Consider the following 24,532-nt stretch of genomic DNA (forward strand, 5'->3'; position numbering starts at 1 on the left):
ACGTCTTCGGTGAACGCACTCTGGCCACACTGGAGCGTCTTCTGAGCCTGCTGCCGGCCTTTGAGGTCGTGGTATGGATGACGGATGGCTGGCCGCTGTATGAATCACGCCTGAAGGGAAAGCTGCACGTTATCAGCAAGCGTTACACTCAGCGCATTGAGCGACATAATCTGAATCTGAGACAACATCTGGCAAGGCTGGGACGGAAGTCACTGTCGTTCTCAAAATCGGTGGAGCTGCATGACAAGGTCATCGGGCATTATCTGAACATAAAACACTATCAGTAAGTTGGAGTCATTACCTTCAGTGTAATGGCTGGCATCGGTTGGCAATTCTCCCGCAGAACGCCTCCTGAATTAAAAAACAGACTGCATTGCTGGCTGGTCTTTTCGCCGGTCTATTTCTGGTTAATTCTCTCGAATTTCATTCTTTATATTTCTCCAGAGAAATCAGCGTTGCTGGAAAATATCCGAAATTTCTTTCTGACGTTTGTCTGGCCTCCCCTGAATTTTTCCCCTTTTTGGCCGCAGCCTTGGACTGATTTTGTCGGCCCGATTAGTGCACAGCTTGGTTTTGCATTGGGATATTATTGCCATTGGTGCAGAAAAAATAGAAACCAGAGGAAGAAGTGGGGCGATTGGGTAACGTGCTTAAGTTTGGCGATTTTAGCTCAGGGGCCGTTATTCAATTATTTACAATGAATAGTCTAAGGAATCCAAATAGCCCGGTTGCACTTCAACCGGGCATCATCCTTACGACGCCAGCGACAACTTCTGCTGCGTATATTCCACCAGCCACTGACTCACACGAGATTGTTGATCCGCATTCAGCCACATGCCTTGTTTTGTGCGACGCCAAAGGGCATCGTCGGTGCGGCGGACCCATTCGTGATCCACCAGGTATTTCAGTTCCGCTTCGTAGAACTCATGACCGAAATCCTCCCCGAGGTCGCTTATCGCCCCCGCATTGCCGAGCAGCAGCTCGCTGTTGCTGCCGTAAGTGCGTGCGTAATGACGCGCCAGCGATTCAGTCAGGAATGGATAGCGACGGCGCAGACGAGCTGCGTAATCGTCGCGGTCGCCTTCAATGGCACCACCCGGCAGCACGCTCTCTTTCGTCCACGCCGGGCCAATACCCTGATAATACGGCGTCAGTTTTTCCAGCGCATGTTCTGCCAGTTTTCGGTAGGTGGTCAGCTTACCGCCGAATACCGACAGCAGCGGTGCTTTGCCGTTTTCATCATGGATATCAAGGGTGTAATCACGGGTAATAGCCTGCGGCGAGTCGGACTCATCATCACACAGCGGACGCACACCGGAGTAGGTCCAGACGATATCGTCACGGCTAAGCTGTTTTTTAAAGTGCGCGTTATACACTTTCAGCAGATAGTTGATTTCACTCTCTTCAATCTTCACCGCTTTCGGATCGCCTTTATACTCTACGTCGGTGGTGCCGATGATGGAAAATTCGTCCATCCACGGGATCACGAACACAATACGTTTATCTTCGTTTTGCAGAATGTAGGCCTGCTTCTGGGTATGCACACGCGGCACCACAATATGGCTGCCTTTGATCAGGCGAATGCCATAAGGCGAAGGCAGATGCATCCCCTCGTCGAAGAACTGTTTCACCCACGGGCCGGTGGCGTTAACCAGGCCGCGCGCTTGCCAGCTATATTTTTTGCCGGTATCGATATCTTCCGCTTCCACAATCCACAGGCCGTTTTCGCGGCGAGCAGAGGTGGCGCGAGTCCGAGTAAGCACTTCGCCGCCTTTACGCACCACCATCTGGGCGTTGGCGAGTACCAGACGGGCGTCGTCTACCCAACAGTCAGAATATTCGAATCCGCGCTTAATTTCCGGTTTTAACACTGAGTTTGCGCCAAAACGCAAACCGGTTGATCCCGGCAGGCTGGTGCGTTTACCCAGATGATCGTACATAAACAGACCAATCCGAATCATCCACGCCGGGCGCAGATGCGGACGATGTGGCAGGCGAAAACGCATTGGGAAGGCGATATGCGGAGCCATTTTCAGCAGCACTTCACGTTCAGCCAGCGCCTCGCTGACCAGGCGGAATTCATAGTGCTCAAGGTAGCGCAGGCCACCGTGAATGAGTTTTGAACTGGCGGAAGAGGTCGCGCAAGCGAGATCCTGCGCCTCCAGCATCAGCACGGATAAACCGCGTCCAGCGGCGTCTGCCGCGATACCAGCACCATTGATGCCGCCACCTATCACAATCAGATCTTTGGTTTCCATGCTGCCCTCATTCACTTTCGTTAAAGCTCATAAATGTTCGTTATCGAACATATTAGCAAAGAATCGCGCTTTAGGTAACATTGAAAAAACATTTTAGAGTGATATGTATAACATTATGGCGTTTATCTGCCGCTTCGACGTAAACTGTGCGGTAAATTTGCCCACTTGTTTGTAAAGAAAGAGAGACGCATGGATCTGTTCGAATGTATTAACGTTGCCGACGCGCACCAGAAGTTGCAGGAAAAAGAGGCGGTGCTGGTCGATATTCGCGATCCACAGAGTTTCGCAATGGGACATGCGGTGCAGGCTTTCCATTTAACCAACGACACGCTGGGCGCGTTTATGCGTGATAACGACTTTGACACTCCGGTGATGGTGATGTGTTATCACGGCAATAGCAGCAAAGGCGCGGCGCAGTATCTGCTGCAACAGGGCTACGATGTGGTCTATAGCATTGACGGCGGTTTTGAAGCCTGGCAGCGTCAGTTTCCCGCAGAGGTGGCGTACGGCGCGTAACGCTTTATACTGTCCCCTTTTGTGTGGAATAAGCGACAGCAACGATGTTGATGATTACCTCTTTTGCTAACCCCCGCGTGGCGCAGGCGTTTGTTGATTACATGGCGACGCAGGGTGTTATCCTTACGATTCAACAACATAACCAAAGCGATGTCTGGCTGGCGGATGAGTCCCAGGCCGAGCGCGTGCGGGCGGAGCTGGCGCGTTTTCTCGAAAACCCGGCAGATCCGCGTTATCTGGCGGCCAGCTGGCAGGCGGGCCATACCGGCAGTGGTCTGCATTATCGCCGTTATCCTTTCTTTGCTGCCTTGCGTGAACGCGCAGGTCCGGTAACCTGGGTGGTGATGATCGCCTGCGTGGTGGTGTTTATCGCCATGCAAATTCTCGGCGATCAGGAAGTGATGTTATGGCTGGCCTGGCCATTCGATCCAACACTGAAATTTGAGTTCTGGCGTTACTTCACCCACGCGTTAATGCACTTCTCGCTGATGCATATCCTCTTTAACCTGCTCTGGTGGTGGTATCTCGGCGGTGCGGTGGAAAAACGCCTCGGTAGCGGTAAGCTAATTGTTATTACTCTCATTAGTGCCCTGTTAAGCGGCTATGTGCAGCAAAAATTCAGCGGGCCGTGGTTTGGCGGGCTTTCTGGCGTGGTGTATGCGCTGATGGGCTACGTCTGGCTACGTGGTGAGCGCGATCCGCAAAGTGGCATTTACCTGCAACGTGGGTTAATTATCTTTGCGCTGATCTGGATTATCGCCGGATGGTTTGATTTGTTTGGGATGTCGATGGCGAACGGAGCACACATCGCCGGGTTAGCCGTGGGTTTAGCGATGGCTTTTGTTGATTCGCTCAATGCGCGAAAACGAAAATAATTCCAGGGATTTATAAATGAAACAAACACAACGTCACAACGGTATTATCGAACTGGTTAAACAGCAGGGTTATGTCAGTACTGAAGAGCTGGTAGAGCATTTCTCCGTCAGCCCGCAGACTATTCGCCGCGACCTCAATGAGCTGGCGGAGCAAAACCTGATCCTGCGTCACCATGGCGGTGCGGCGCTGCCTTCCAGTTCGGTTAACACGCCGTGGCACGATCGCAAAGCCACCCAGACCGAAGAAAAAGAGAGGATTGCCCGCAAAGTGGCGGAGCAAATCCCCAACGGCTCGACACTGTTTATCGATATCGGCACCACGCCGGAAGCGGTGGCGCACGCGCTGCTTAATCACAGCAATTTGCGTATTGTCACCAACAATCTCAATGTTGCTAACACGTTGATGGTAAAAGAAGATTTCCGCATTATTCTCGCTGGTGGCGAATTACGCAGCCGCGATGGCGGGATCATTGGCGAAGCGACGCTCGATTTTATCTCCCAGTTCCGCCTTGATTTCGGCATTCTGGGGATAAGCGGCATCGATAGCGACGGCTCGCTGCTGGAGTTCGATTACCACGAAGTTCGCACCAAGCGCGCCATTATTGAGAACTCGCGCCACGTTATGCTGGTTGTCGATCACTCGAAATTTGGCCGTAACGCGATGGTCAATATGGGCAGCATCAGCATGGTAGATGCCGTCTACACCGACGCCCCGCCGCCAGTAAGCGTAATGCAGGTGCTGACGGACCATCATATTCAACTGGAGCTGTGCTGATCCTGCACGGCTTCCCACGTCAGACCAAAACGCGCCAGGTATTTGCGTAGCCGATCCGCGTCATTGACGCTGGCTTTTCCCTGGCGCGAAACATCAAAAAGCTGTCGTCCGGTTGCAGAAAGCGACTTTGCCTGGCGGCAGATAGCGATAACGTGTTCCAGTTGCATACGGTCGAAGAGATCGATGTTTTCTGCCTCTGCGCCCAGCAACGCCGTAAGCGCGGAGGGGCGGCTCTCCTGCCAGTTATAGCGCAGACGGTTTATCTCATCTTCAACCACGTCCAGAGTGATGCGTCCGCTAGTGGCAAAGGTGGCCATCCGCGTGACGCTGGCAGAAAGTTCGCGAAAGTTACCGCGCCATGTTGCCTGGGGAGAGGTCGCAAAAGCCAACCAGGCGCGCCGCGCTTCGGTGTTAAAACGCACGCTGTCGCCAGTGAGTGTGGCGTGGCGCTCCACTTCATAATCAAGGTTCGGTTCAATATCTTCCTGGCGCTGGCGTAGACCCGGCAGGGTGAAGGTCCAGAGATTGATCCGCGCGTACAGATCTTCGCGAAATTTGCCTTCGGCAACCAGCTGGCGCAAATCGCGCACCGTTCCGGCGATAAGCTGAAAATCACTGCTCACCTGGCGATCGCTGCCAAACGGGTAAAAGGTTTTCTCTTCAATGGCTTTTAGCAGCATTGCCTGTTCGTCTGCGCCCAGTTCGCCAATCTCATCAAAAAACAACATTCCGCCGTTGGCGCTGCGTAATAAACCTTCACGAGATTCCCGCGCCCCGGTAAACGCGCCTTTCACATGACCAAACAGCGTCGACATGGCGGTATCGCCGCGCAGGGTGGCGCAGTTCACTTCCACAAACGCGCCGCTAAACTGATGCCGCGCCTGTTTTAATTCAAATATACGTCGCGCCAGAAATGACTTTCCCGCACCGGTTGGGCCGTTAAGCAGGATCGGTGCGCGGGATTTAATCGCCACTTTTTCAATCTGCTCAATCATGCGGTTGAAGTGGGGGTTACGCGTGGCAATGCCGGACTTAAGAAAATCAAGCGTTTGCTGGCGTTCCTCGGCAAAGCGGCTGGCGATGGCGTTATAACGGCTTAGATCGAGATCGATAATCGTCACTTCACCGGCACCGCGCGGTTGTTCTTTTTTGCGCGGTGGTGAAGTTTGTATCAACCGGGCGGGTAGATAACGCGCTTCCGCCAGCAGAAACCAGCAAATCTGCGCGACGTGGGTGCCGGTGGTGATGTGAATTAAATAGTCTTCTTTTTCTGGCTGAAACTTGTAACCACGGGCGAAATCATGCAGGCAGGCGTAAACCTCTTCGAAATCCCACGGGTTATGCAGTTCAATCTCAATGCTCACCACTTCTGTTTCTGGCGAAACGCTGGCGATATCGCGTTTAAGCGTTTCAAATAGCGAGCACGAGCGGGCGTCATGCAATAATTCCAGTCGATCGATGACCAACGATTCTTGCTGGCATAAACAGAGTGTCGGATGCCATTTTGACCAGCGCTGACTGCCGCGCCCGGCATAATCCAGCACCGTTCCGACAAAGCCAAAAGCTACTGTTTTACGCATCTTAGATATCCTTATAAAAGACGATATTTCATTATCGGTAAATCGGCTTTGCGGGAAATCTCCGGTTACGGACATAAAGATATAATCTTTTTAAAAACAATGAATTAAAAAATTAATTTACTTATTTAATTTTCTGGCACGACGGTTGCAATTATCAGGACAGCAAACAACGAAAAGAGAAAAACAAAATGAATTACGAATTACTGACCACTGAAAATGCCCCGGTAAAAATGTGGACCAAAGGCGTGCCGGTAGAAGCCGATGCGCGTCAGCAACTTATTAATACGGCGAAGATGCCGTTTATTTTCAAACATATTGCGGTAATGCCTGATGTACACCTGGGTAAAGATTCCACCATTGGTAGCGTGATCCCGACCAAAGGGGCGATTATTCCGGCGGCGGTGGGCGTGGATATTGGCTGTGGAATGAACGCGCTGCGTACCGCGTTAACGGCGGAAGACCTGCCTGAAAACCTGGCAGAGCTGCGTCAGGCGATTGAAACGGCCGTGCCGCACGGGCGTACTACCGGGCGTTGTAAACGTGATAAAGGCGCATGGGAAAACCCGCCTGTCAACGTCGATGCGAAATGGGCTGAGCTTGAAGCCGGTTATCAGTGGTTAACGCAAAAATATCCCCGTTTCCTGAATACCAATAACTATAAACACCTGGGAACGCTGGGAACCGGTAACCACTTTATTAAAATCTGCCTTGATGAGTCGGACCAGGTGTGGATTATGCTGCACTCCGGTTCACGCGGAATTGGTAACGCCATCGGGACTTACTTTATCGATCTGGCACAAAAAGAGATGCAGGAAACGCTTGAGACGTTGCCGTCGCGTGATCTGGCGTACTTTATGGAAGGTACGGAATACTTTGATGATTACCTGAAAGCCGTGGCCTGGGCGCAGCTTTTTGCCAGCCTTAACCGCGATGTGATGATGGAAAACGTGGTAACGGCATTGCAGAGCATTACGCAGAAAACGGTCAGACAGCCACAAACGCTGGCGATGGAAGAGATCAACTGTCACCACAACTATGTGCAAAAAGAACAGCACTTTGGTGAAGAGATCTACGTGACGCGTAAAGGCGCGGTGTCTGCGCGTGCTGGTCAATATGGAATTATTCCCGGTTCGATGGGAGCAAAAAGCTTTATCGTCCGTGGGCTGGGAAATGAAGAGTCGTTCTGTTCGTGCAGCCACGGTGCCGGGCGGGTAATGAGCCGAACTAAAGCGAAAAAACTGTTCAGCGTGGAAGATCAAATTCGTGCCACCGCGCATGTGGAATGCCGTAAAGATGCCGAAGTGATCGACGAAATCCCGATGGCGTATAAAGATATTGATGCGGTGATGACGGCACAAAGCGATCTGGTGGAAGTTATCTATACCCTGCGTCAGGTGGTGTGCGTAAAAGGATAAATGATGAAAAGGATGATTGCGCTGGATGGCGCACAGGGCGAAGGTGGCGGGCAGATTCTGCGCTCGGCGCTGAGCCTGTCGATGATAACCGGCCAGCCATTTACCATCACCAGCATTCGTGCCGGGCGGGCGAAACCGGGGCTGTTGCGCCAGCATCTGACCGCGGTAAAAGCGGCTGCGGAAATTTGTAGGGCAACGGTGGAAGGCGCGGAGCTGGGGTCGCAGCGTCTGGTCTTCCGGCCTGGCGCCGTGCGCGGCGGCGAGTACCGCTTTGCTATCGGTAGTGCCGGAAGCTGTACGCTGGTGCTGCAAACGGTGCTGCCCGCGCTGTGGTTTGCCGATGGACCTTCGCGTGTTGAAGTGAGCGGAGGCACCGATAACCCGTCGGCGCCGCCTGCGGATTTTATCCGCCGGGTGCTGGAGCCGCTGCTGGCGAAAATAGGAATTCATCAGCAAACCACGCTGTTACGTCACGGTTTTTATCCTGCCGGAGGCGGCGTGGTGGCAACGGAAGTCTCGCCCGTGGCATCGTTTAACACCTTGCAACTTGGCGAGCGCGGGAACATTGTGCAGATGCGTGGAGAAGTTCTATTAGCTGGTGTGCCGCGCCATGTTGCTGAGCGTGAAATCGCTACACTGGCGGGGAGTTTTTCCCTGCATGAACAGAATATTCATAACCTGCCGCGCGACCAGGGGCCGGGTAATACCGTCTCGCTGGAAGTCGAAAGTGAAAATATCACTGAACGCTTTTTCGTCGTCGGTGAAAAGCGCGTCAGTGCCGAGGTGGTAGCCGCGCAGTTAGTGAAAGAGGTGAAACGCTACCTGGCAAGCCCGGCGGCAGTGGGGGAATATCTCGCCGACCAGCTGGTGCTACCGATGGCGCTGGCGGGCGCGGGAGAATTTACGGTCGCCCATCCTTCATGCCATTTGCTGACCAATATCGCCGTGGTGGAGCGTTTCTTGCCGGTGCGGTTTGGTTTGATAGAAATAGATGGCGTAACGCGGGTGAGTATTGAATGATGTAAAGATGTAAACCGGATCCAATGCATTATCCGGCTAAACTCACACCCCATATCCCATCATCTTCAGCAGTTTCTGCGCGTGTTGTACCGCGGCCTGACGGTGGGCGACGCCGAGTTTTTGGTACAGATTGCGGATATGCGTCTTGATGGTGGTTGCCGCCACTTCCAGCTCGCCCGCAATTTGCTCATTGCTGTAACCGGAGTAGATCAGCCCCAGGACCTGCCATTCACGTTGGGTCAACGGGCTGGTGCGGATCAGTTCTGGCACTTCCGGATGATTTAGCAGACGTTCAACGAAATTCTCATCGAAATGGGCGAATTTATGCCGATGATGTTGATTGATTTCTCGCAGAATACGCTGCGCGCGATGCTGTTCCAGTTCCGGCAGCGTATTGAGTTGAATCAGCTGGCGCAGTTGTTGCGCCATCGCTTCGCCTTCGATGACAAAATGACTGATAAATCCGGTGCGATTCGCCAGTTTTAATGCGTCCAGCAACACGCGCTGGGCGTCACTTTTACGTCCGGCCTGCCAGTACAGTTGATTAAGCAGCAACAGGTTACGGTTGAGATCGCTCATCAACCGCAGACTGCGGGCATTTTCATTGAGTTCTTCGAGAACAATTTCCGCAGGTTCAAACTCGCCCAGCAAGATTTGTGCGCGGGCAATGTTGCGCCATTGACCTTGCAGGAAGTGGTTGTTCGCAAACTCCGGTTTAGCCGTATGACGCAACCAGTTGGCAGCGGCGGCTTTATCGCCGGTCATTTGCCAGTAAATCACCCGGACTTTGTTGGCGTTAGAGATCCAGTCGCTGTGATATTTGCCATTCCCCAGCAGGTTTTCCAGACGGTTCAGCTGGCTACGGGCGTTATCTAAATCACCACGGGCCAGCTAGCATTGAATCAACATTGCCAGGCACTGAAGCTGTTGCTGTGGCTGATAAGACGACAAGACTTCAATCCCGCTACGCGCCGACGCTTCGGCTTCATCCAGCCGTGCCCAGGCCCATAACAGTTGTGCTCGGATGCGCACCAGAAACTCATGCATCGGCAGCTGTTCCAGATGCTGCTCGTTGATCAGCTGGAACGCTTTTTCCTGTGTTTCCCACGCGGTTTGCAGGAACCCTTGGGCAAACAGAATTTCACTTTGCTGGATTAAACTCCATAAGGCGTAGTGCCAGACGTCGTGCTGGCGTGCCATCTGTTCGGTTTGCTGCATTAGCGCCAGTGAGCGGGTCAATTCGCCTTTGCAGTGCAGCACTTCACCCAGCACCGAGGTTGCCACAATGCGGCTATAGAACCAGCCCGGTGGCAGCTCTTCCAGTGCCAGTTTTGCCAGCCGTTCCGCTTCATCCGGATTACCATCGTTAATCGCCACCTGGGCGCGCAGAGCGTTAAATTCTGCGTGCATGGTGCCTTCTCTGATGTCCTTGATTTCATGTTCAGCACGGGCTAGCAGGGTGTTAACTTCGCCATAGCGATGTTGGCTTTGCATTAGCCACGCCTGCAATAACACTAACTGCGGATTTTCCAGCAAACTGTCCCACGGCAGGGCCTTAAGCGACTCTTCCAGCAGCGACAGTTCGCTATGGTTGAACAAACTCCAGGCGTGATTAAGCAGAATATCGCGCAGCATCAGCGCATCGCCTGCCGCCAGCGCATGATGAATCGCTTCGCTGGGAAATCCCTGGGCCATCCAGCTTTCTGCGGCGGCACGGTGGATTTCCGGCAGCTCCGCCGCCAGTTCCCACTGGCAGCGCTGGCGCAGGAAGTTGCCAAACAGCGGGTGATAGCAGAACCACTCGCCGGTATCATCCATCCGCTGTAAAAACAGCCCCTGACGCTCAATCTCTTCGAGACGCATTTGCCCGTTTTCTTCGCCGGTCACACGGGTGATGAGCGCATCGTTCATTGAGCGCAAAATGGCGCTTTTCAACAGAAAATGGCGCGTTGCGAGATCGACGTTATCCAAAACCTCATCGACCAGATAATCCGAAAGATGGCTGGCATTGATTCCCGCCAGGCGGCGTGCCGACTTATGGGCTGAGTGGGTATTCTGCCGGGCGGAGAGGGCGATTAGCTGTAGTGCCGTCGCCCAACCGGAAACGTCATCGCAAATCCGACTGCTTTCTGCGGCTTCAATCGGCGATGACAGACGGCAATCAAAAAACTGCTTCGCTTCCTGATGGGTAAATGCCAGTTGCTGACTGCCAATTTCCAGCAGTTGGTCACGAACACGCAGATTGGCAATGCCCAGTTGCGGAAGGTTGCGTGACAACACCACCAGGGTGAGATTTTCTGGTTGATGGCGAATAAAGAAGCGCATTGACTCGTGGATCACTGGATTAGTGATCAGATGATAGTCATCGATGACCAGATAAAGTGGGCTATGCCATTCCGCCAGCTCAATGAAAAGCTGGGCGAAGAGTGACGTCAGGCTGGCATATTGCCGTTTTTGCGCCATCGTCTCACATATCGCACAGTGACCGTTGGTTGCCTGCTGCACGGTGGCAATGAGATAGCTGGCGAAACGCTCTTGCTGGTTATCACCTTCATCCAGCGAGTACCAGCCGATATCGTTTTTGCCTGCCGCCCACTGGGAAATGAGGGTGGTCTTTCCGTAGCCCGCAGGACTCGTGATCAGCGCCAGCCGGAAGTTGTTCGCGCCGGAAAGTTTAGCCAGCAGGCGCTCACGAACCACGGTATGGTCGAGTCGAACCGGACGACTTAGTTTTGACGGAATCAGCATAGTTAATCACTTCACTGTGGAAAATGAGGAAATATTATTTTTTTTGCGCTTCGTAATTAATGGTTATAAGGTCGGCCAGAAACCTTTCTAATGCAAGCGATGACGTTTTTTTATGTGTCTGAATTTGCACTGTGTCACAATTCCAAATCTTTATTAACAACTCACCTAAAACGACGCTGATCCAGCGTGAATACTGGTTTCCCTTATGTTCATCAGATTCATTTAAGCAAGGGTTTCTTCTTCATTCCTGATGAAAGTGCCATCTAAAAAGATGATCTTAATAAATCTATTAAGAATGAGATGGAGCACACTGGATATTTTACTTGTGAAACTGTTTCACTCCTTTACTTAATTTATAGAGTTACCTTCCGCTTTTTGAAAATACGCAACGGCCATTTTTTGCACTTAGATACAGATTTTCTGCGCTGTATTGCATTGATTTGCTGCTAATCCTGTGGTTTGCACTAGCTTTAAGTGGTTGAGATCACATTTCCTTGCTCATCCCCGCAACTCCTCCCTGCCTAATCCCCCGCAGGATGAGGAAGGTCAACATCGAGCCTGGCAAACTAGCGATAACGTTGTGTTGAAAATCTAAGAAAAGTGGAACTCCTATGTCACAACCTATTTTTAACGATAAGCAATTTCAGGAAGCGCTTTCACGTCAGTGGCAGCGTTATGGCTTAAATTCTGCGGCTGAAATGACTCCTCGCCAGTGGTGGCTAGCAGTGAGTGAAGCACTGGCCGAAATGCTGCGTGCTCAGCCATTCGCCAAGCCGGTGGCGAATCAGCGACATGTTAACTACATCTCAATGGAGTTTTTGATTGGTCGCCTGACGGGCAACAACCTGTTGAATCTCGGCTGGTATCAGGAAGTACAGGATTCGTTGAAGGCTTATGACATCAATCTGACGGACCTGCTGGAAGAAGAGATCGACCCGGCGCTGGGTAACGGTGGTCTGGGACGTCTGGCGGCGTGCTTCCTCGACTCAATGGCAACTATCGGTCAGTCTGCGACGGGTTACGGTCTGAACTATCAATATGGTTTGTTCCGCCAGTCTTTTGTCGATGGCAAACAGGTTGAAGCGCCGGATGACTGGCATCGCAGTAACTACCCGTGGTTCCGCCACAACGAAGCACTGGATGTGCAGGTAGGGATTGGCGGTAAAGTGACGAAAGACGGACGCTGGGAGCCGGAGTTTACCATTACCGGTCAAGCGTGGGATCTCCCCGTTGTCGGCTATCGTAATGGCGTGGCGCAGCCGCTGCGTCTGTGGCAGGCGACGCACGCGCATCCGTTTGATCTGACTAAATTTAACGACGGTGATTTCCTGCGTGCCGAACAGCAGGGCATCAATGCGGAAAAACTGACCAAAGTTCTCTATCCAAACGACAACCATACTGCCGGTAAAAAGCTGCGCTTGATGCAGCAGTACTTCCAGTGTGCCTGTTCGGTAGCGGATATTTTGCGTCGCCATCATCTGGCGGGGCGTAAACTGCACGAACTGGCGGATTATGAAGTTATTCAGCTGAACGATACCCACCCAACTATCGCGATTCCAGAACTGCTGCGCGTGCTGATCGATGAGCACCAGATGAGCTGGGATGACGCCTGGGCCATTACCAGCAAAACTTTCGCTTACACCAACCATACCCTGATGCCAGAAGCGCTGGAACGCTGGGATGTGAAACTGGTGAAAGGCTTACTGCCGCGCCATATGCAGATTATTAACGAAATTAATACTCGCTTTAAAACGCTGGTGGAGAAAACCTGGCCGGGCGATGAAAAAGTGTGGGCCAAACTGGCGGTGGTGCACGATAAACAAGTGCATATGGCGAACCTGTGTGTGGTTGGCGGTTTCGCGGTGAACGGTGTTGCGGCGCTGCACTCGGATCTGGTGGTGAAAGATCTGTTCCCGGAATATCACCAGCTATGGCCGAACAAATTCCATAACGTCACCAACGGTATTACCCCACGTCGCTGGATCAAACAGTGCAACCCTGCACTGGCGGCTCTGTTGGATAAATTACTGCAAAAAGAGTGGGCTAACGATCTCGATCAGCTGATCAATCTGGAAAAATTCGCTGATGATGCGAAATTCCGTCAGCAATATCGCGAGATCAAGCAGGCGAATAAAGTCCGTCTGGCGGAGTTTGTGAAAGTTCGTACCGGTATTGAGATCAATCCACAGGCGATTTTCGATATTCAGATTAAACGTCTGCATGAGTACAAACGCCAGCACCTGAATCTGCTGCATATTCTGGCGTTGTACAAAGAAATTCGTGAAAACCCGCAGGCTGATCGCGTACCGCGCGTCTTCCTCTTCGGCGCGAAAGCGGCACCGGGCTACTACCTGGCGAAGAATATTATCTTTGCGATCAACAAAGTGGCTGACGTGATCAACAACGATCCACTGGTTGGCGATAAGTTGAAGGTGGTGTTCCTGCAGGATTATTGCGTTTCGGCGGCGGAAAAACTGATCCCGGCGGCGGATATCTCCGAACAAATTTCGACTGCAGGTAAAGAAGCTTCCGGTACCGGCAATATGAAACTGGCGCTCAATGGTGCGCTTACTGTCGGTACGCTGGATGGTGCGAACGTTGAAATCGCCGAGAAAGTCGGTGAAGAAAATATCTTTATTTTTGGTCATACCGTGGAACAAGTGAAGGCAATTCTGGCCAAAGGCTACGACCCGGTGAAATGGCGGAAGAAAGATAAGGTGCTGGACGCAGTATTGAAAGAGCTGGAAAGCGGTAAATACAGCGACGGCGATAAGCATGCCTTCGACCAGATGCTGCACAGTATCGGCAAACAAGGCGGCGATCCGTATCTGGTGATGGCGGATTTCGCAGCCTATGTTGAGGCACAAAAGCAGGTGGATGTGCTGTACCGCGACCAGGAGGCCTGGACTCGCGCGGCGATCCTCAATACCGCCCGCTGCGGTATGTTTAGCTCGGATCGCTCTATTCGCGATTATCAGGCTCGTATCTGGCAGGCAAAACGCTAAGGAAGCTCGATGGAAAGCAAACGTCTGGATAATGCCGCGCTGGCGGCGGGGATTAGCCCCAATTACATCAATGCCCACGGTAAACCGCAGTCGATTAGCGCCGAAACCAAACGGCGTTTGCTTGACGCGATGCATCAACGTACCGCCACGAAAGTGGCGGTAACGCCAGTCCCGAATGTCATGGTTTATACCAGCGGCAAAAAAATGCCGATGGTGGTGGAGGGCAGCGGCGAATATAGCTGGCTGCTGACCACCGAAGAAGGAACACAGTACAAAGGCCATGTAACGGGGGGCAAAGCGTTCAATCTACCGACGAAGCTGCCGGAAGGTTATCACACGCTGACACTCACCCAGGACGACCAGCGCGCGCATTGCCGGGTGATTGTCGCCCCGAAACGCTGTTACGAACCGCAGGCGTTGCTGAATAAACAAAAGCTGTGGGGTGCCTGCGTTCAGCTTTATACGCTGCGATCGGAAAAAAACTGGGGTATTGGGGATTTTGGCGATCTCAAAGCGATGCTGGTGGATGTGGCAAAACGTGGCGGGTCGTTCATCGGCCTGAACCCGATTCATGCGCTCTATCCGGCAAATCCGGAGAGTGCCAGCCCATACAGTCCGTCTTCTCGCCGTTGGCTGAATGTGATTTATATCGACGTTAACGCCGTTGAAGATTTCCATCTTAGCGAAGAGGCTCAGGCCTGGTGGCAGTTGCCGACCACGCAACAGACGCTGCAACAGGCGCGCGATGCCGACTGGGTCGATTACTCCACGGTTACCGCCCTAAAAATGACAGCATTACGAATGGCGTGGAAAGGTTTCGCGCAACGTGATGATGAGCAGATGACCGCGTTTCGCCAGTTTGTTGCAGAGCAGGGCGACAGCCTGTTCTGGCAGGCAGCCTTTGATGCGCTACATGCCCAGCAAGTGAAAGAGGACGAAATGCGCTGGGGCTGGCCTGCATGGCCAGAGATGTATCAGAACGTGGATTCACCAGAAGTGCGTCAGTTCTGCGAAGAACATCGTGATGACGTCGATTTTTATCTCTGGTTGCAGTGGCTGGCTTACAGCCAGTTTGCCGCCTGCTGGGAGATAAGCCAGGGCTATGAAATGCCGATTGGCTTGTATCGTGATCTGGCGGTTGGCGTAGCGGAAGGTGGGGCGGAAACCTGGTGTGACCGTGAACTATATTGCCTGAAAGCGTCGGTTGGCGCGCCGCCGGATATCCTCGGCCCGTTGGGGCAGAACTGGGGATTACCGCCAATGGACCCGCATATCATCACCGCGCGTGCCTATGAACCGTTTATCGAGCTGTTGCGTGCCAATATGCAAAACTGCGGCGCATTACGAATTGACCATGTGATGTCGATGCTGCGTTTGTGGTGGATACCGTATGGCGAGACGGCAGATCAGGGCGCGTATGTTCACTATCCGGTGGATGATCTGCTCTCGATTCTGGCACTCGAAAGTAAACGTCATCGCTGTATGGTGATTGGTGAAGATCTCGGTACCGTACCGGTAGAGATTGTCGGTAAGCTGCGCAGCAGCGGTGTGTACTCCTACAAAGTGCTCTATTTCGAAAACGACCACGAGAAGACGTTCCGTGCACCGAAAGCGTATCCGGAGCAGTCGATGGCGGTTGCGGCGACACATGACCTGCCTACGCTGCGCGGTTACTGGGAGAGCGGGGATCTAACGTTGGGCAAAACCCTGGGGCTGTATCCGGATGAAGTGGTACTGCGCGGTCTGTATCAGGATCGCGAACTGGCGAAGCAAGGGCTGCTGGATGCACTGCATAAATATGGTTGTCTGCCAAAACGTGCCGGGCATAAGGCATCGTTGATGTCGATGACGCCGACGCTTAATCGTGGTTTGCAGCGCTACATTGCCGACAGTAACAGTGCTCTGTTAGGACTACAGCCGGAAGACTGGCTGGATATGGCCGAACCGGTGAATATTCCTGGCACCAGTTACCAGTATAAAAACTGGCGACGCAAGCTTTCCGCAACGCTTGAGACGATGTTTGCCGATGATGGCGTGAATAAGTTGCTGAAGGATTTGGACAGACGGCGCAGAGCTGCAGCGAAGAAGCAGTAGAGTGCGGTTGATGCCGGATGCGATGCATCCGGCAGTCAGTGTTATCAAATCACCATATTCAGCAGCAGACAGCCTACCAGACCGCACACCGAGATAATGGTTTCCAGCATCGACCAGGATTTGATGGTCTCGCCGATAGTCAGGTTAAAGTACTCTTTGAACAGCCAGAAGCCCGGATCGTTCACATGAGAGAAAATCACACTACCGGAACCCACCGCAATAACCATCAGCTCCGGGCTAACACCCGTCGTTGCAATCAGCGGTGCCGCGATACCACCCGCAGTGATTGCCGCAACGGTTGCGGAACCCAGCGCGATACGCAGTACGGCAGCAATCGACCAGGCCATCAGCAGCGGAGAAATGTTGGTTTCGTGCATCATGGAAGCAATGTATTTGTCCACGCCGCTGTCTACCAGCACCTGCTTGAACGCACCGCCACCACCGATGATCAACAGCATCATCGCAATGATTTTGATGGAAGAAACCAGCGTGTCGTTAATCTGATCCATTGAACGACCACGGTTCAGACCAAAGGTGAACATCGCAATCAGCACGGCAATCAGCGTAGCCATTACCGGGTCACCGAGGAACTCCGCTACCGGCAGGAAAGCGTGACCTTTCGGCAGGATCATTTCGGCAATCGCACGCATCGCCATCAGCACTACCGGCACCAGAGAGGTCCAGACGCTGACGCCAAAGCTCGGCATCTCTTCTTCGCTGAAGGTTTTCGCGCTGTACAGACCTTCAGGGATCGGCTTATCGATACCTTTCAACACGCGAGCGTAAACCGGACCGGCGAGAATCACGGTCGGGATTGCCAGAATAGTACCGTACAGCAGGGTTTTACCCATGTCGGCATTGAAAATGGTGGCAATCGCAGTCGGACCCGGATGCGGTGGCAGGAAGCCGTGGGTCACAGACAGTGCAGCTGCCATTGGTACACCAACATACAGCAGTGGAATATTCGCAGAAGCCGCGATGGTAAACACCAGCGGCAGCATCAGCACAAAGCCCACTTCATAGAACAGGGCAAAACCAACGGTAAAACCGGTCAGTACCACCGCCCACTGGATGTGTTTTTTACCAAATTTGGCAATCAGGGTGGTGGCGATACGTTGTGCGCCACCGCAGTCTGCCAGCATTTTGCCCAGCATCGCGCCAAAACCCATGATCAGGGCAAGGCTACCGAGCGTCCCGCCGACACCGGCTTTGATGGAGCCAATAACTTTATCCAGCGGCATCCCTTGCATTAATCCAACAGCAAGCGCCACGAGGACGAGAGCGATGAAGCCGTTCATTTTGAAACGGATCATCAGGAGCAACAACAAGATTACACCGATAGCAACAATGACTAATGGCATGATTTACCTGGCCTTTCATTTGTTATGGGTAACGTCAATTTTCTGACGACAAACTCTAATTATCCCAATCGGGAACAGAGATATTGCGGCACCACGACTGATACCCACTAAAACTAATTATTGTAGTCAGATGTCAGGAGTATGTTTGGTACCCATGTGAATGATACCGGTAACATCTGGCGTTTGAGAATCACCAGAGCGGAGTAAATTTAAATTATGAGAGGTTGGTCATATTATCGCGGAGAAACGAAGGGAGGGATTTGCCAAAGCAATGCTGCGCCAACGTCTGGCACATGTTCAACGTAGGCCCGAAATGACGCTTTAGCGTCGCATCGGGCAATCTACAAAAGAGGGGATAACTTAGTAGTAGGAGTGTTCGCCGCGCTGGTGTTCGGTGAGATCGCGCACACCTTTCAGCTCCGGGAATTCGTTTAGCAGCTGCTTCTCGATCCCTTCTTTCAGCGTCACATCGACCATGGAACAACCGTTACAGCCGCCGCCAAATTGCAGAATGGCGTAACCGTCTTCGGTGATTTCCATCAGTGAAACGCGGCCACCGTGACCAGCAAGCTGTGGGTTGATCTGCGACTGCAGCATATACTCCACGCGCTCCATCAGTGGTGCATCGTCTGCCACTTTACGCATTTTGGCGTTAGGCGCTTTCAGTGTTAGCTGAGAACCCAACTGGTCGGTAACAAAATCGATCTCTGCATCTTCCAGGTAAGGAGCGCTTAACTCATCAACATACGCGGTCAGCAGGTCAAATTTCAGGGCAGTGTCGGTGGCTTCCACGGCATCCGGCGGACAATAAGAAACACCACATTCAGCGTTAGGCGTGCCAGGGTTAATCACAAATACGCGGATTTGTGTCCCTTCTTCCTGGTTTGCCAGCAGTTTGGCAAAGTGCGCTTGTGCAGCATCGGAAATACGGATCATAGTAATGGCCTAATAGTTGACTATTTTAGTTGGTTATAATACGCCTATCATCGAGGCTCTACAAGGTTCGACAAAGGCACCAGACCTGGACAGTCGCCGCACCATTGCGTAAAAGCAACTGCGCAATCTCTGCGACGGTACTTCCGGTGGTAACGACATCATCCACAATCACCATATGGCGACCTTGCACGGGCAATTCAAGACGAAAGGCATTTTTCAGGTTGCGCTTGCGTAGCCGGGCACTGAGAAAATGCTGGGTCGCAGTGGCCCGTGTTCGTGTGACGGCTTCGCTATCCCATCGGCAGTGCAACCAGCGTGATAACGGCTGACACAGCAAATCGCTCTGATTAAATCCCCGACGCCAGTGACGCCGCTGCCATAACGGAACGCTGATGATGCGATCCGGCAATTGCAACCCGGTGGTGCGACGAGCGTGTAAGACTTCCAATAGTAACAGACGTGACAGGGCGCTGGCGATTTCACTGCGCCGGGAAAATTTAAGCTGGTGGATAAGCGGACTTAACGGCGGCGCATAGTCGGCAACCGTGACCAGTCTTTGCCAGGGCGGTGGTTTTTGCAGGCAGCGACCGCAGGGAAGATGTGAGTGTGTGGCGGGTAATCCACATTGTGGGCATAACGTTTTATCTGTACGGGCGGCGCGTGAGCAGACCGAACAAATCCCCCAATGACCTAACGCCAGCGGCATTCGGCATAGCCAGCATAATCCCGGTACTGTTAGCATATGTTCATCCTTGTAAGTCAAAAGAGAACAATAGCGGATGAATAACATCTGGTGGCAGACCAAAGGTCAGGGGAATGTTCATCTTGTGCTGCTGCACGGATGGGGACTGAATGCCGAAGTGTGGCGTTGCATTGACGAGGAACTTAGCTCGCATTTTACGCTGCACCTTGTTGATCTGCCCGGCTTCGGGCGCAGCCAGGGATTTGGTGCGCTGTCACTTGCTGATATGGCCGAAGCCGTGCTGCAACAGGCACCTGATAAAGCCATTTGGTTAGGCTGGAGTCTGGGCGGGCTGGTGGCAAGCCAGATTGCGTTAACCCATCCCGAGCGTGTTCAGGCGCTGGTCACCGTGGCGTCGTCACCTTGTTTTAGTGCTCGTGACGATTGGCCGGGGATAAAACCGGACGTGCTGGCGGGATTTCAGCAGCAACTCAGTGATGATTTTCAGCGTACAGTGGAGCGGTTCCTGGCGTTACAAACCATGGGGACTGAAACGGCGCGCCAGGATGCGCGGGCGTTGAAGAAAACCGTTCTGGCGTTACCGATGCCGGAGGTTGACGTGCTTAATGGCGGGCTGGAAATCCTGAAAACGGTTGATCTCCGTCAGCCGCTGCAAAACGTGCCCATGCCGTTTTTGCGATTGTATGGCTATCTCGATGGTCTGGTGCCGCGCAAAGTGGTGCCGATGCTGGATAAACTCTGGCCTCGCAGCAAATCATATATCTTCGCCAAAGCGGCCCATGCGCCGTTTATTTCGCATCCGGTCGAGTTTTGTCACCTGCTGGTGGCGTTGAAGCAGAGGGTGTAGGCAACTTTTGAAATGGCGAGACAGAAATTTACTGGCTCGCCGCAGCCAACTCTTCTTCTGACACCCCGGTAAAGCGCATGATGTCTGTAAGAGGGACTCCGGATTCAAGCATTATTTTGGCTATATGCAGGGCTTTGGATTGTTCCCCCTCCTGCCGCAATCTTTCCGCAATTGTCATTAAACTCTCCTTGTGTTTCGGTGAACGTTCGGCAACGCCGTCGATAAAATCGTTAAAACGTACCGCGTCGCCGGTTTGCAGTATGTAATTAAACAGCCCTTTGATTTGTCTGTCATTAGCGTATCCACTACTTAATAAGCAGCCCATTTGCTCTACTAGCCCCATCAGGTCGCGTTGACGAATATGTTTTTGAATTAACTCCAGCAGCGCCATACGTCGGTGCTGCATGATTTCATCATCAGGCATGACGGTGACATCAATCAGCGGAAATGCGGAGGCATAAAGCTGCCTTGCCAGTTTGGGATCGGCGAAACAATCCAGCCAACACAGCGAATAGGGATAGGGGCTTTCAATACCGTGGTAAAACAACAATGGCACCACCATCGGCAACGTTTTGTATCCAGCATCAAGGTGATTTTGCATTGCGGCAATAGCGTAACGCATCATGCGAAATGCGATCAGTTTGTTTGAGGTGCTTTGATGTTCAATCAGACAATAGATGTATCCTGGTCCTTGTTCCGTTTTCACCGACCACAGCACATCGGAATAGCTTTCACGCAGATCGTCATCAATAAAGCTGCTCGACTCCAGCTTGAGGGTTTTCATATCACAAAGCGCGTGAATGGGTGCCGGTAAATGAAACGCAAGAAAATCACGAGCCGTGTCCGGTTGGCGTAAAAAGAGTTTGAACAGCGCATCGTGTGGGGTGGAACTCTGCTTTTTGCTCATGGCGTTCCTTCACCTGTTGTTTGAATGCCGCGACTCTACGCGCCACTCCACACCTGTGTATTAGCGAGTTTTCATCCCTGCGAGATGCTTTCAAAGGAACTTACGCCGTGCTGCAAGAGTTGCATTTTTATGGAAAGCCGCACGCAAAAAGCCCGGATGCCGACGCATACCGGGCTTTCCAAAACAGGCGATGGAGTAAGGTTAACGAAGCGCCCACCACTCGCGCAGACAGGCTTTTCCTTCCGGGCAGCTTTTACAACTGCCAGAGAGGCAGCCGTCAGGTTCTTCCTGAATCCGCACGGCTTTGCCCATACTTTCCAGTTGTTGCAGCATGGCGTTAATCATTGGCTGTGGAGTGTTCAATGTCTGGCTTATCTGGGCCGCTTCCATACGGCCCCGTAACGCCAGCAAATCGCGCACCTGAATAAGTGAAGCCATTAATGGCAATCACCGGTGGTGCTGGCTGCGCAGCAACTGCTTACCGACTTGCGGGTTGCCAGCAGTTCGATATCCACCCGGCTACGCGCGCGGCGCAGCAGACCGATAACCACGATGTTAAACAGGATAACCGCCAGAATGCACACCAGGCTGTAAGTTGGGTGCTGACTGTAGCTGGCGACCTGATAGAACAATGTTGCCAGCGAGTAAGCGATATTCAGCCCCCACAGGATGGAGAAGCCCATCCAGCCACGGCTTGATTCACGGGCGATGGCTCCCATCACCGAGATACATGGTACATACAGCAGGACGAAAATCAGGTAGCTGTAAGCTGCTGCTGCGCTACCGAATTTCTGATCCATCACGCCCATCGCCCCGGTACCCATTTCGCCGTTGCCTTTGCTGGCTTCAATGGGGTTCATCAGTACGCTAAGGCTGAAGGTGTCTTTCAGGCTCTGCCAGGTTTCATCTATCGCACTGAACAGCTCTTCACCGAGGTTAAACTCTGCCGGATTGAACTCTTCGTCCTGAATATTTTCTGCGGTGTAGAGGGTGTTGAGCGTACCCACTACCACTTCTTTCGCCATGGCACCTGTAAACAGGCCAACCGTTGCCTGCCAGTTATCTTCATGCACGCCAATTGGCTTGAAGACCGGGGTGATCACCCGGCTGACGGACGCCAGCGCCGAGTCGTTGATGTTATCGACGATTTTCCCGCTCAGCGAGAAGCTGTTGAAAGCGCTCAGGAAAATGCTGACGATGATGATCACTTTACCAGCACGCAGAACGAAGCCTTTCAGACGCTGCCAGGTCTGGATAATCAGGCTTTTAACGTGTGGTACATGATAGACCGGCAACTCCATGACAAACGGCGTCGCTTCACCGCGCATGATGGTGTACTTGAGCATCAGGCCAGTCAGCACCGCCATCACAATACCCAGCATATACAGCGAGAAGACCGCCAGCGCACCGTTCTGCCCGAAGAAGGCAGCCGCGAATACTGCGAAGATAGCCAGACGCGCGCCGCAGGACATAAACGGTGCCATCATGATGGTCATCAGACGTTCACGCGGTGCATCAAGCGTACGTGCACCCATTACCGACGGTACGTTACAACCGAAACCGACGATCAGCGGCACAAAGGATTTCCCCGGCAAGCCCAGCGCCTGCATCAGACGGTCCATCACAAACGCCGCACGCGCCATATACCCGGAGTCCTCAAGGAAGGAGAGGAACAGGTACATCATGCCAATCTGCGGCACCAGTGGCAGCACGGTGTTAATGCCGCCACCCAGGCCCTGGGCGAGGAAGATAGTCAGCCAGTCCGGGAAGTGGAGCGTGTAGCCAATCCATTGAATACCATGCACAAATAGCGCCACGGAGCCGACGTCAAACAGCGGCTGTAACGCCCCGCCGATGTTGATAGCCAGCAGGAACATCAGGTACATCACAAAGAGGAAAATCGGCAGACCGAGGAAACGGTTGAGCACGATTTTATCTACCGCAGTGGTGAAACGGCTGGGTTCTGCCGTCAGGGTGTTGCTTACCACATCACAGATGGCAGCAATGCACTGGTAACGCGCATCGGCAATGTGCAGCGCCGGATCGTCCATCTCATTACGCAGACGGGCGAGGGCGGCATCCAGATGCTGCGACGCTTCACCGGCGTAGGCGCGGCTGTAGATATCGCCTTCCAGCATTTGCAGGCCCAGCCAGCGACGTTGTTTCAGCGGGATGTCGGAAGGCATCACTTTTGCCAGTGAATCTGCTTCGTTGAGCAGCGGCTGTGCGTAATGCACCAGTTCCACATTCTCGTTAGCTTTATAGCGATCAATCGCCAGCTTGAGCGCTTCAATACCGCGACCACGGGTTGAAACCAGCGGGATCACCGGACAGCCCAGACGCGCCGACAGAGCATCAATTTCAATACGAATATTTTGCTTCTCGGCAATGTCGAGCATGTTCAGTGCCACAATGCAGGGAATGCCGAGTTCCAGCAGTTGTAGCGTCAGGTACAGGTTACGCTCAAGGTTAGACGCATCCACCACGTTAATCAGCAGGTCGGCGTCGCCACTCAAAATGTAGTGACAGGCGATTTGCTCATCGAGCGAGGTCTGCGATGAGATGGTGGTCAGAGAATAGGTGCCGGGTAGGTCCACCAGCGTGACCTGATGATCGGTGGTGGAGAATTGCCCTTCTTTACGTTCGACGGTAACGCCAGCCCAGTTACCTACACGCTGACGTGCGCCAGTGAGCTGGTTAAATAAGGTTGTCTTGCCAGAATTTGGATTACCAATTAAGCCTATGGTTAATTTTTTCATTGTTGTTATCACCGTATTAACAGGAAACCGCTTCCACTTCTAATAAGGCCAGATCTTTTTTGCGTAATACCAGGCTCACACGACGGGTTTCGATATGAATGGGGTCGCCGAGTGGAGCGACGCGCACCACATTAAAAGAGGAGCCAGGTAACATGCCAAGAGAAAGCAGTTTTTGGCGATATGCCGGGCTGATTTCACGGGAAAAGCCAGTGATTTTCCACGCAGTATCTGGAGTGTATTGCATAGGTGCCTACTTGTTTCTCATTAACTGGATAACTACCTCATGGGGCGTTTGACAGCGACATGAGACCAGATGATTTGCCAACAAAGGAGAGATTAAATAATCAATAACACAATGATAATGAGAATGGTTTCTATCAGCAATACTTAAAATGTGTGCGAATGTTGGTTTGAATAATAATCTGACTCAATGTTGATGTGGCTCAAGGTTATATCGCAGCGAAAATATAATTCGAATAGTGAATTACCCGGACTGGCTAATGTTTAATTAAGGTTTCAGTTGTTAATGAAGTGATAAATATTGCCGGAATATATTATGAGTTTGGTTGTGGGTAATGACTCCAACTTACTGATAGTGTTTTATGTTCAGATAATGCCCGATGACCTTGTCATGCAGCTCCACCGATTTTGAGAACGACAGTGACTTCCGTCCCAGCCTTGCCAGATGTTGTCTCAGATTCAGATTATGTCGCTCAATGCGCTGAGTGTAACG

General features: G+C 52.5%; 19 protein-coding genes and 2 pseudogenes. 10 read left to right on the forward strand and 11 right to left on the reverse strand.

Annotated elements, in window-relative coordinates; translation table 11 throughout:
* Both BHE85_RS20230 and BHE85_RS20235 read left to right on the forward strand, forming a co-directional pair.
* The coding region (locus BHE85_RS20230; protein ID WP_242412331.1) for an IS1 family transposase at positions 1-287 on the forward strand (287 nt) is incomplete at its 5' end.
* Positions 288-302: 15 nt separating this feature from the next.
* A pseudogene (locus BHE85_RS20235) lies at positions 303-701 on the forward strand (hypothetical protein); the annotation flags it as partial.
* A 51-nt stretch (positions 702-752) separates the two neighbouring features.
* On the opposite strand, the gene glpD reads toward BHE85_RS20235, so the two are convergent.
* A complete protein-coding gene (gene glpD, locus BHE85_RS20240) occupies positions 753-2,258 on the reverse strand; it encodes a glycerol-3-phosphate dehydrogenase (protein WP_000448139.1) in 1,506 nt (501 codons plus the stop codon).
* A gap of 189 nt (positions 2,259-2,447) precedes the next feature.
* Between glpD and glpE the strand changes: the two genes are divergently transcribed.
* Genes glpE through BHE85_RS20255 form a run of 3 tightly spaced genes read left to right on the forward strand, consistent with a single transcriptional unit; the run spans position 2,448 to position 4,424 of the window.
* Positions 2,448-2,774 carry a thiosulfate sulfurtransferase GlpE gene (gene glpE, locus BHE85_RS20245; protein WP_000362869.1) on the forward strand — a complete coding sequence of 109 codons (327 nt, stop codon included), beginning with the start codon at positions 2,448-2,450 and terminating at the stop codon, positions 2,772-2,774.
* A 44-nt stretch (positions 2,775-2,818) separates the two neighbouring features.
* Complete coding sequence (gene glpG / locus BHE85_RS20250) at positions 2,819-3,649, forward strand: rhomboid family intramembrane serine protease GlpG (protein WP_000928730.1); 831 nt, start codon at positions 2,819-2,821, stop codon at positions 3,647-3,649.
* A gap of 16 nt (positions 3,650-3,665) precedes the next feature.
* Positions 3,666-4,424 carry a DeoR/GlpR family transcriptional regulator gene (locus BHE85_RS20255; protein ID WP_000815099.1) on the forward strand — a complete coding sequence of 253 codons (759 nt, stop codon included), beginning with the start codon at positions 3,666-3,668 and terminating at the stop codon, positions 4,422-4,424.
* Here BHE85_RS20255 and rtcR read toward each other — a convergent pair.
* The gene (gene rtcR / locus BHE85_RS20260; protein ID WP_001232877.1) at positions 4,406-6,004 is read right to left on the reverse strand and encodes a DNA-binding transcriptional regulator RtcR; all 1,599 of its coding nucleotides are present in this window, start codon (positions 6,002-6,004) and stop codon (positions 4,406-4,408) included. The two genes, BHE85_RS20255 and rtcR, sit on opposite strands and share 19 nt — an antisense overlap.
* A 188-nt stretch (positions 6,005-6,192) precedes the next feature.
* Here rtcR and rtcB point away from each other — a divergent pair, with 188 nt between their 5' ends.
* Both rtcB and rtcA read left to right on the forward strand, forming a co-directional pair.
* Complete coding sequence (gene rtcB / locus BHE85_RS20265) at positions 6,193-7,419, forward strand: RNA-splicing ligase RtcB (protein WP_001105442.1); 1,227 nt, start codon at positions 6,193-6,195, stop codon at positions 7,417-7,419.
* 3 nt (positions 7,420-7,422) lie between these two features.
* A complete protein-coding gene (rtcA, locus tag BHE85_RS20270; RefSeq protein ID WP_005008830.1) occupies positions 7,423-8,439 on the forward strand; it encodes an RNA 3'-terminal phosphate cyclase in 1,017 nt (338 codons plus the stop codon).
* Between the two features lie 42 nt (positions 8,440-8,481).
* On the opposite strand, the pseudogene malT reads toward rtcA, so the two are convergent.
* Positions 8,482-11,187, reverse strand: a pseudogene (gene malT / locus BHE85_RS20275) (HTH-type transcriptional regulator MalT).
* Positions 11,188-11,798: 611 nt separating this feature from the next.
* On the opposite strand from malT, the gene malP reads away from it, so the two are divergent.
* Together malP and malQ are read left to right on the forward strand one after the other, a co-directional pair.
* The gene (gene malP / locus BHE85_RS20280; RefSeq protein ID WP_000081925.1) at positions 11,799-14,192 is read left to right on the forward strand and encodes a maltodextrin phosphorylase; all 2,394 of its coding nucleotides are present in this window, start codon (positions 11,799-11,801) and stop codon (positions 14,190-14,192) included.
* Positions 14,193-14,201: 9 nt separating this feature from the next.
* Complete coding sequence (gene malQ, locus BHE85_RS20285; protein WP_000444351.1) at positions 14,202-16,286, forward strand: 4-alpha-glucanotransferase; 2,085 nt, start codon at positions 14,202-14,204, stop codon at positions 16,284-16,286.
* A gap of 44 nt (positions 16,287-16,330) precedes the next feature.
* Here malQ and gntT read toward each other — a convergent pair whose 3' ends face one another.
* The 3 genes from gntT to gntX all read right to left on the reverse strand — a co-directional run bounded on the left by gntT (position 16,331) and on the right by gntX (position 19,325).
* Positions 16,331-17,647: a gluconate transporter gene (gene gntT, locus BHE85_RS20290; protein ID WP_001131758.1), complete on the reverse strand. Its 1,317-nt coding sequence runs from the start codon at positions 17,645-17,647 to the stop codon at positions 16,331-16,333.
* A gap of 360 nt (positions 17,648-18,007) precedes the next feature.
* The gene (gene nfuA, locus BHE85_RS20295) at positions 18,008-18,583 is read right to left on the reverse strand and encodes a Fe-S biogenesis protein NfuA (protein ID WP_000619389.1); all 576 of its coding nucleotides are present in this window, start codon (positions 18,581-18,583) and stop codon (positions 18,008-18,010) included.
* 58 nt (positions 18,584-18,641) lie between these two features.
* Positions 18,642-19,325 carry a DNA utilization protein GntX gene (gene gntX, locus BHE85_RS20300; RefSeq protein ID WP_001308099.1) on the reverse strand — a complete coding sequence of 228 codons (684 nt, stop codon included), beginning with the start codon at positions 19,323-19,325 and terminating at the stop codon, positions 18,642-18,644.
* Positions 19,326-19,362: 37 nt separating this feature from the next.
* Between gntX and bioH the strand changes: the two genes are divergently transcribed.
* The gene (bioH, locus tag BHE85_RS20305) at positions 19,363-20,133 is read left to right on the forward strand and encodes a pimeloyl-ACP methyl ester esterase BioH (RefSeq protein WP_001060056.1); all 771 of its coding nucleotides are present in this window, start codon (positions 19,363-19,365) and stop codon (positions 20,131-20,133) included.
* Positions 20,134-20,161: 28 nt separating this feature from the next.
* On the opposite strand, the gene rpnA is transcribed toward bioH, so the two are convergent.
* From rpnA to BHE85_RS20330, 5 genes are all read right to left on the reverse strand, one after another.
* Positions 20,162-21,040 carry a recombination-promoting nuclease RpnA gene (rpnA, locus tag BHE85_RS20310; protein WP_000039068.1) on the reverse strand — a complete coding sequence of 293 codons (879 nt, stop codon included), beginning with the start codon at positions 21,038-21,040 and terminating at the stop codon, positions 20,162-20,164.
* A gap of 201 nt (positions 21,041-21,241) precedes the next feature.
* Entirely contained in the window at positions 21,242-21,478 is a 237-nt protein-coding gene (gene feoC / locus BHE85_RS20315) for a [Fe-S]-dependent transcriptional repressor FeoC (RefSeq protein WP_000157586.1), read from the reverse strand.
* Positions 21,478-23,799, reverse strand: a complete 2,322-nt coding sequence (gene feoB / locus BHE85_RS20320) for a Fe(2+) transporter permease subunit FeoB (protein ID WP_000737009.1) — start codon at positions 23,797-23,799, stop codon at positions 21,478-21,480. Before feoB ends, feoC begins: the two co-directional genes overlap by 1 nt.
* 16 nt (positions 23,800-23,815) lie before the next feature.
* Entirely contained in the window at positions 23,816-24,043 is a 228-nt protein-coding gene (feoA, locus tag BHE85_RS20325) for a ferrous iron transporter A (RefSeq protein ID WP_001200455.1), read from the reverse strand.
* Between the two features lie 342 nt (positions 24,044-24,385).
* Positions 24,386-24,532 (reverse strand): IS1 family transposase (locus BHE85_RS20330; protein WP_001437028.1); only part of this gene is annotated, 147 nt, incomplete at its 5' end.

The sequence above is a fragment of the Shigella sp. FC1567 genome, assembly GCF_001743015.1.
Taxonomy (GTDB): Bacteria; Pseudomonadota; Gammaproteobacteria; order Enterobacterales; family Enterobacteriaceae; genus Escherichia; species Escherichia coli.

Coding starts and splice junctions, on each gene's coding strand:
- glpD (WP_000448139.1), bottom strand. CDS start 2,258: ATGGAAACCAAAGATCTGATTGTGATAGGTGGCGGCATCAATGGTGCT.
- glpE (WP_000362869.1), top strand. CDS start 2,448: ATGGATCTGTTCGAATGTATTAACGTTGCCGACGCGCACCAGAAGTTG.
- glpG (WP_000928730.1), top strand. CDS start 2,819: ATGTTGATGATTACCTCTTTTGCTAACCCCCGCGTGGCGCAGGCGTTT.
- BHE85_RS20255 (WP_000815099.1), top strand. CDS start 3,666: ATGAAACAAACACAACGTCACAACGGTATTATCGAACTGGTTAAACAG.
- rtcR (WP_001232877.1), bottom strand. CDS start 6,004: ATGCGTAAAACAGTAGCTTTTGGCTTTGTCGGAACGGTGCTGGATTAT.
- rtcB (WP_001105442.1), top strand. CDS start 6,193: ATGAATTACGAATTACTGACCACTGAAAATGCCCCGGTAAAAATGTGG.
- rtcA (WP_005008830.1), top strand. CDS start 7,423: ATGAAAAGGATGATTGCGCTGGATGGCGCACAGGGCGAAGGTGGCGGG.
- malP (WP_000081925.1), top strand. CDS start 11,799: ATGTCACAACCTATTTTTAACGATAAGCAATTTCAGGAAGCGCTTTCA.
- malQ (WP_000444351.1), top strand. CDS start 14,202: ATGGAAAGCAAACGTCTGGATAATGCCGCGCTGGCGGCGGGGATTAGC.
- gntT (WP_001131758.1), bottom strand. CDS start 17,647: ATGCCATTAGTCATTGTTGCTATCGGTGTAATCTTGTTGTTGCTCCTG.
- nfuA (WP_000619389.1), bottom strand. CDS start 18,583: ATGATCCGTATTTCCGATGCTGCACAAGCGCACTTTGCCAAACTGCTG.
- gntX (WP_001308099.1), bottom strand. CDS start 19,325: ATGCTAACAGTACCGGGATTATGCTGGCTATGCCGAATGCCGCTGGCG.
- bioH (WP_001060056.1), top strand. CDS start 19,363: ATGAATAACATCTGGTGGCAGACCAAAGGTCAGGGGAATGTTCATCTT.
- rpnA (WP_000039068.1), bottom strand. CDS start 21,040: ATGAGCAAAAAGCAGAGTTCCACCCCACACGATGCGCTGTTCAAACTC.
- feoC (WP_000157586.1), bottom strand. CDS start 21,478: ATGGCTTCACTTATTCAGGTGCGCGATTTGCTGGCGTTACGGGGCCGT.
- feoB (WP_000737009.1), bottom strand. CDS start 23,799: ATGAAAAAATTAACCATAGGCTTAATTGGTAATCCAAATTCTGGCAAG.
- feoA (WP_001200455.1), bottom strand. CDS start 24,043: ATGCAATACACTCCAGATACTGCGTGGAAAATCACTGGCTTTTCCCGT.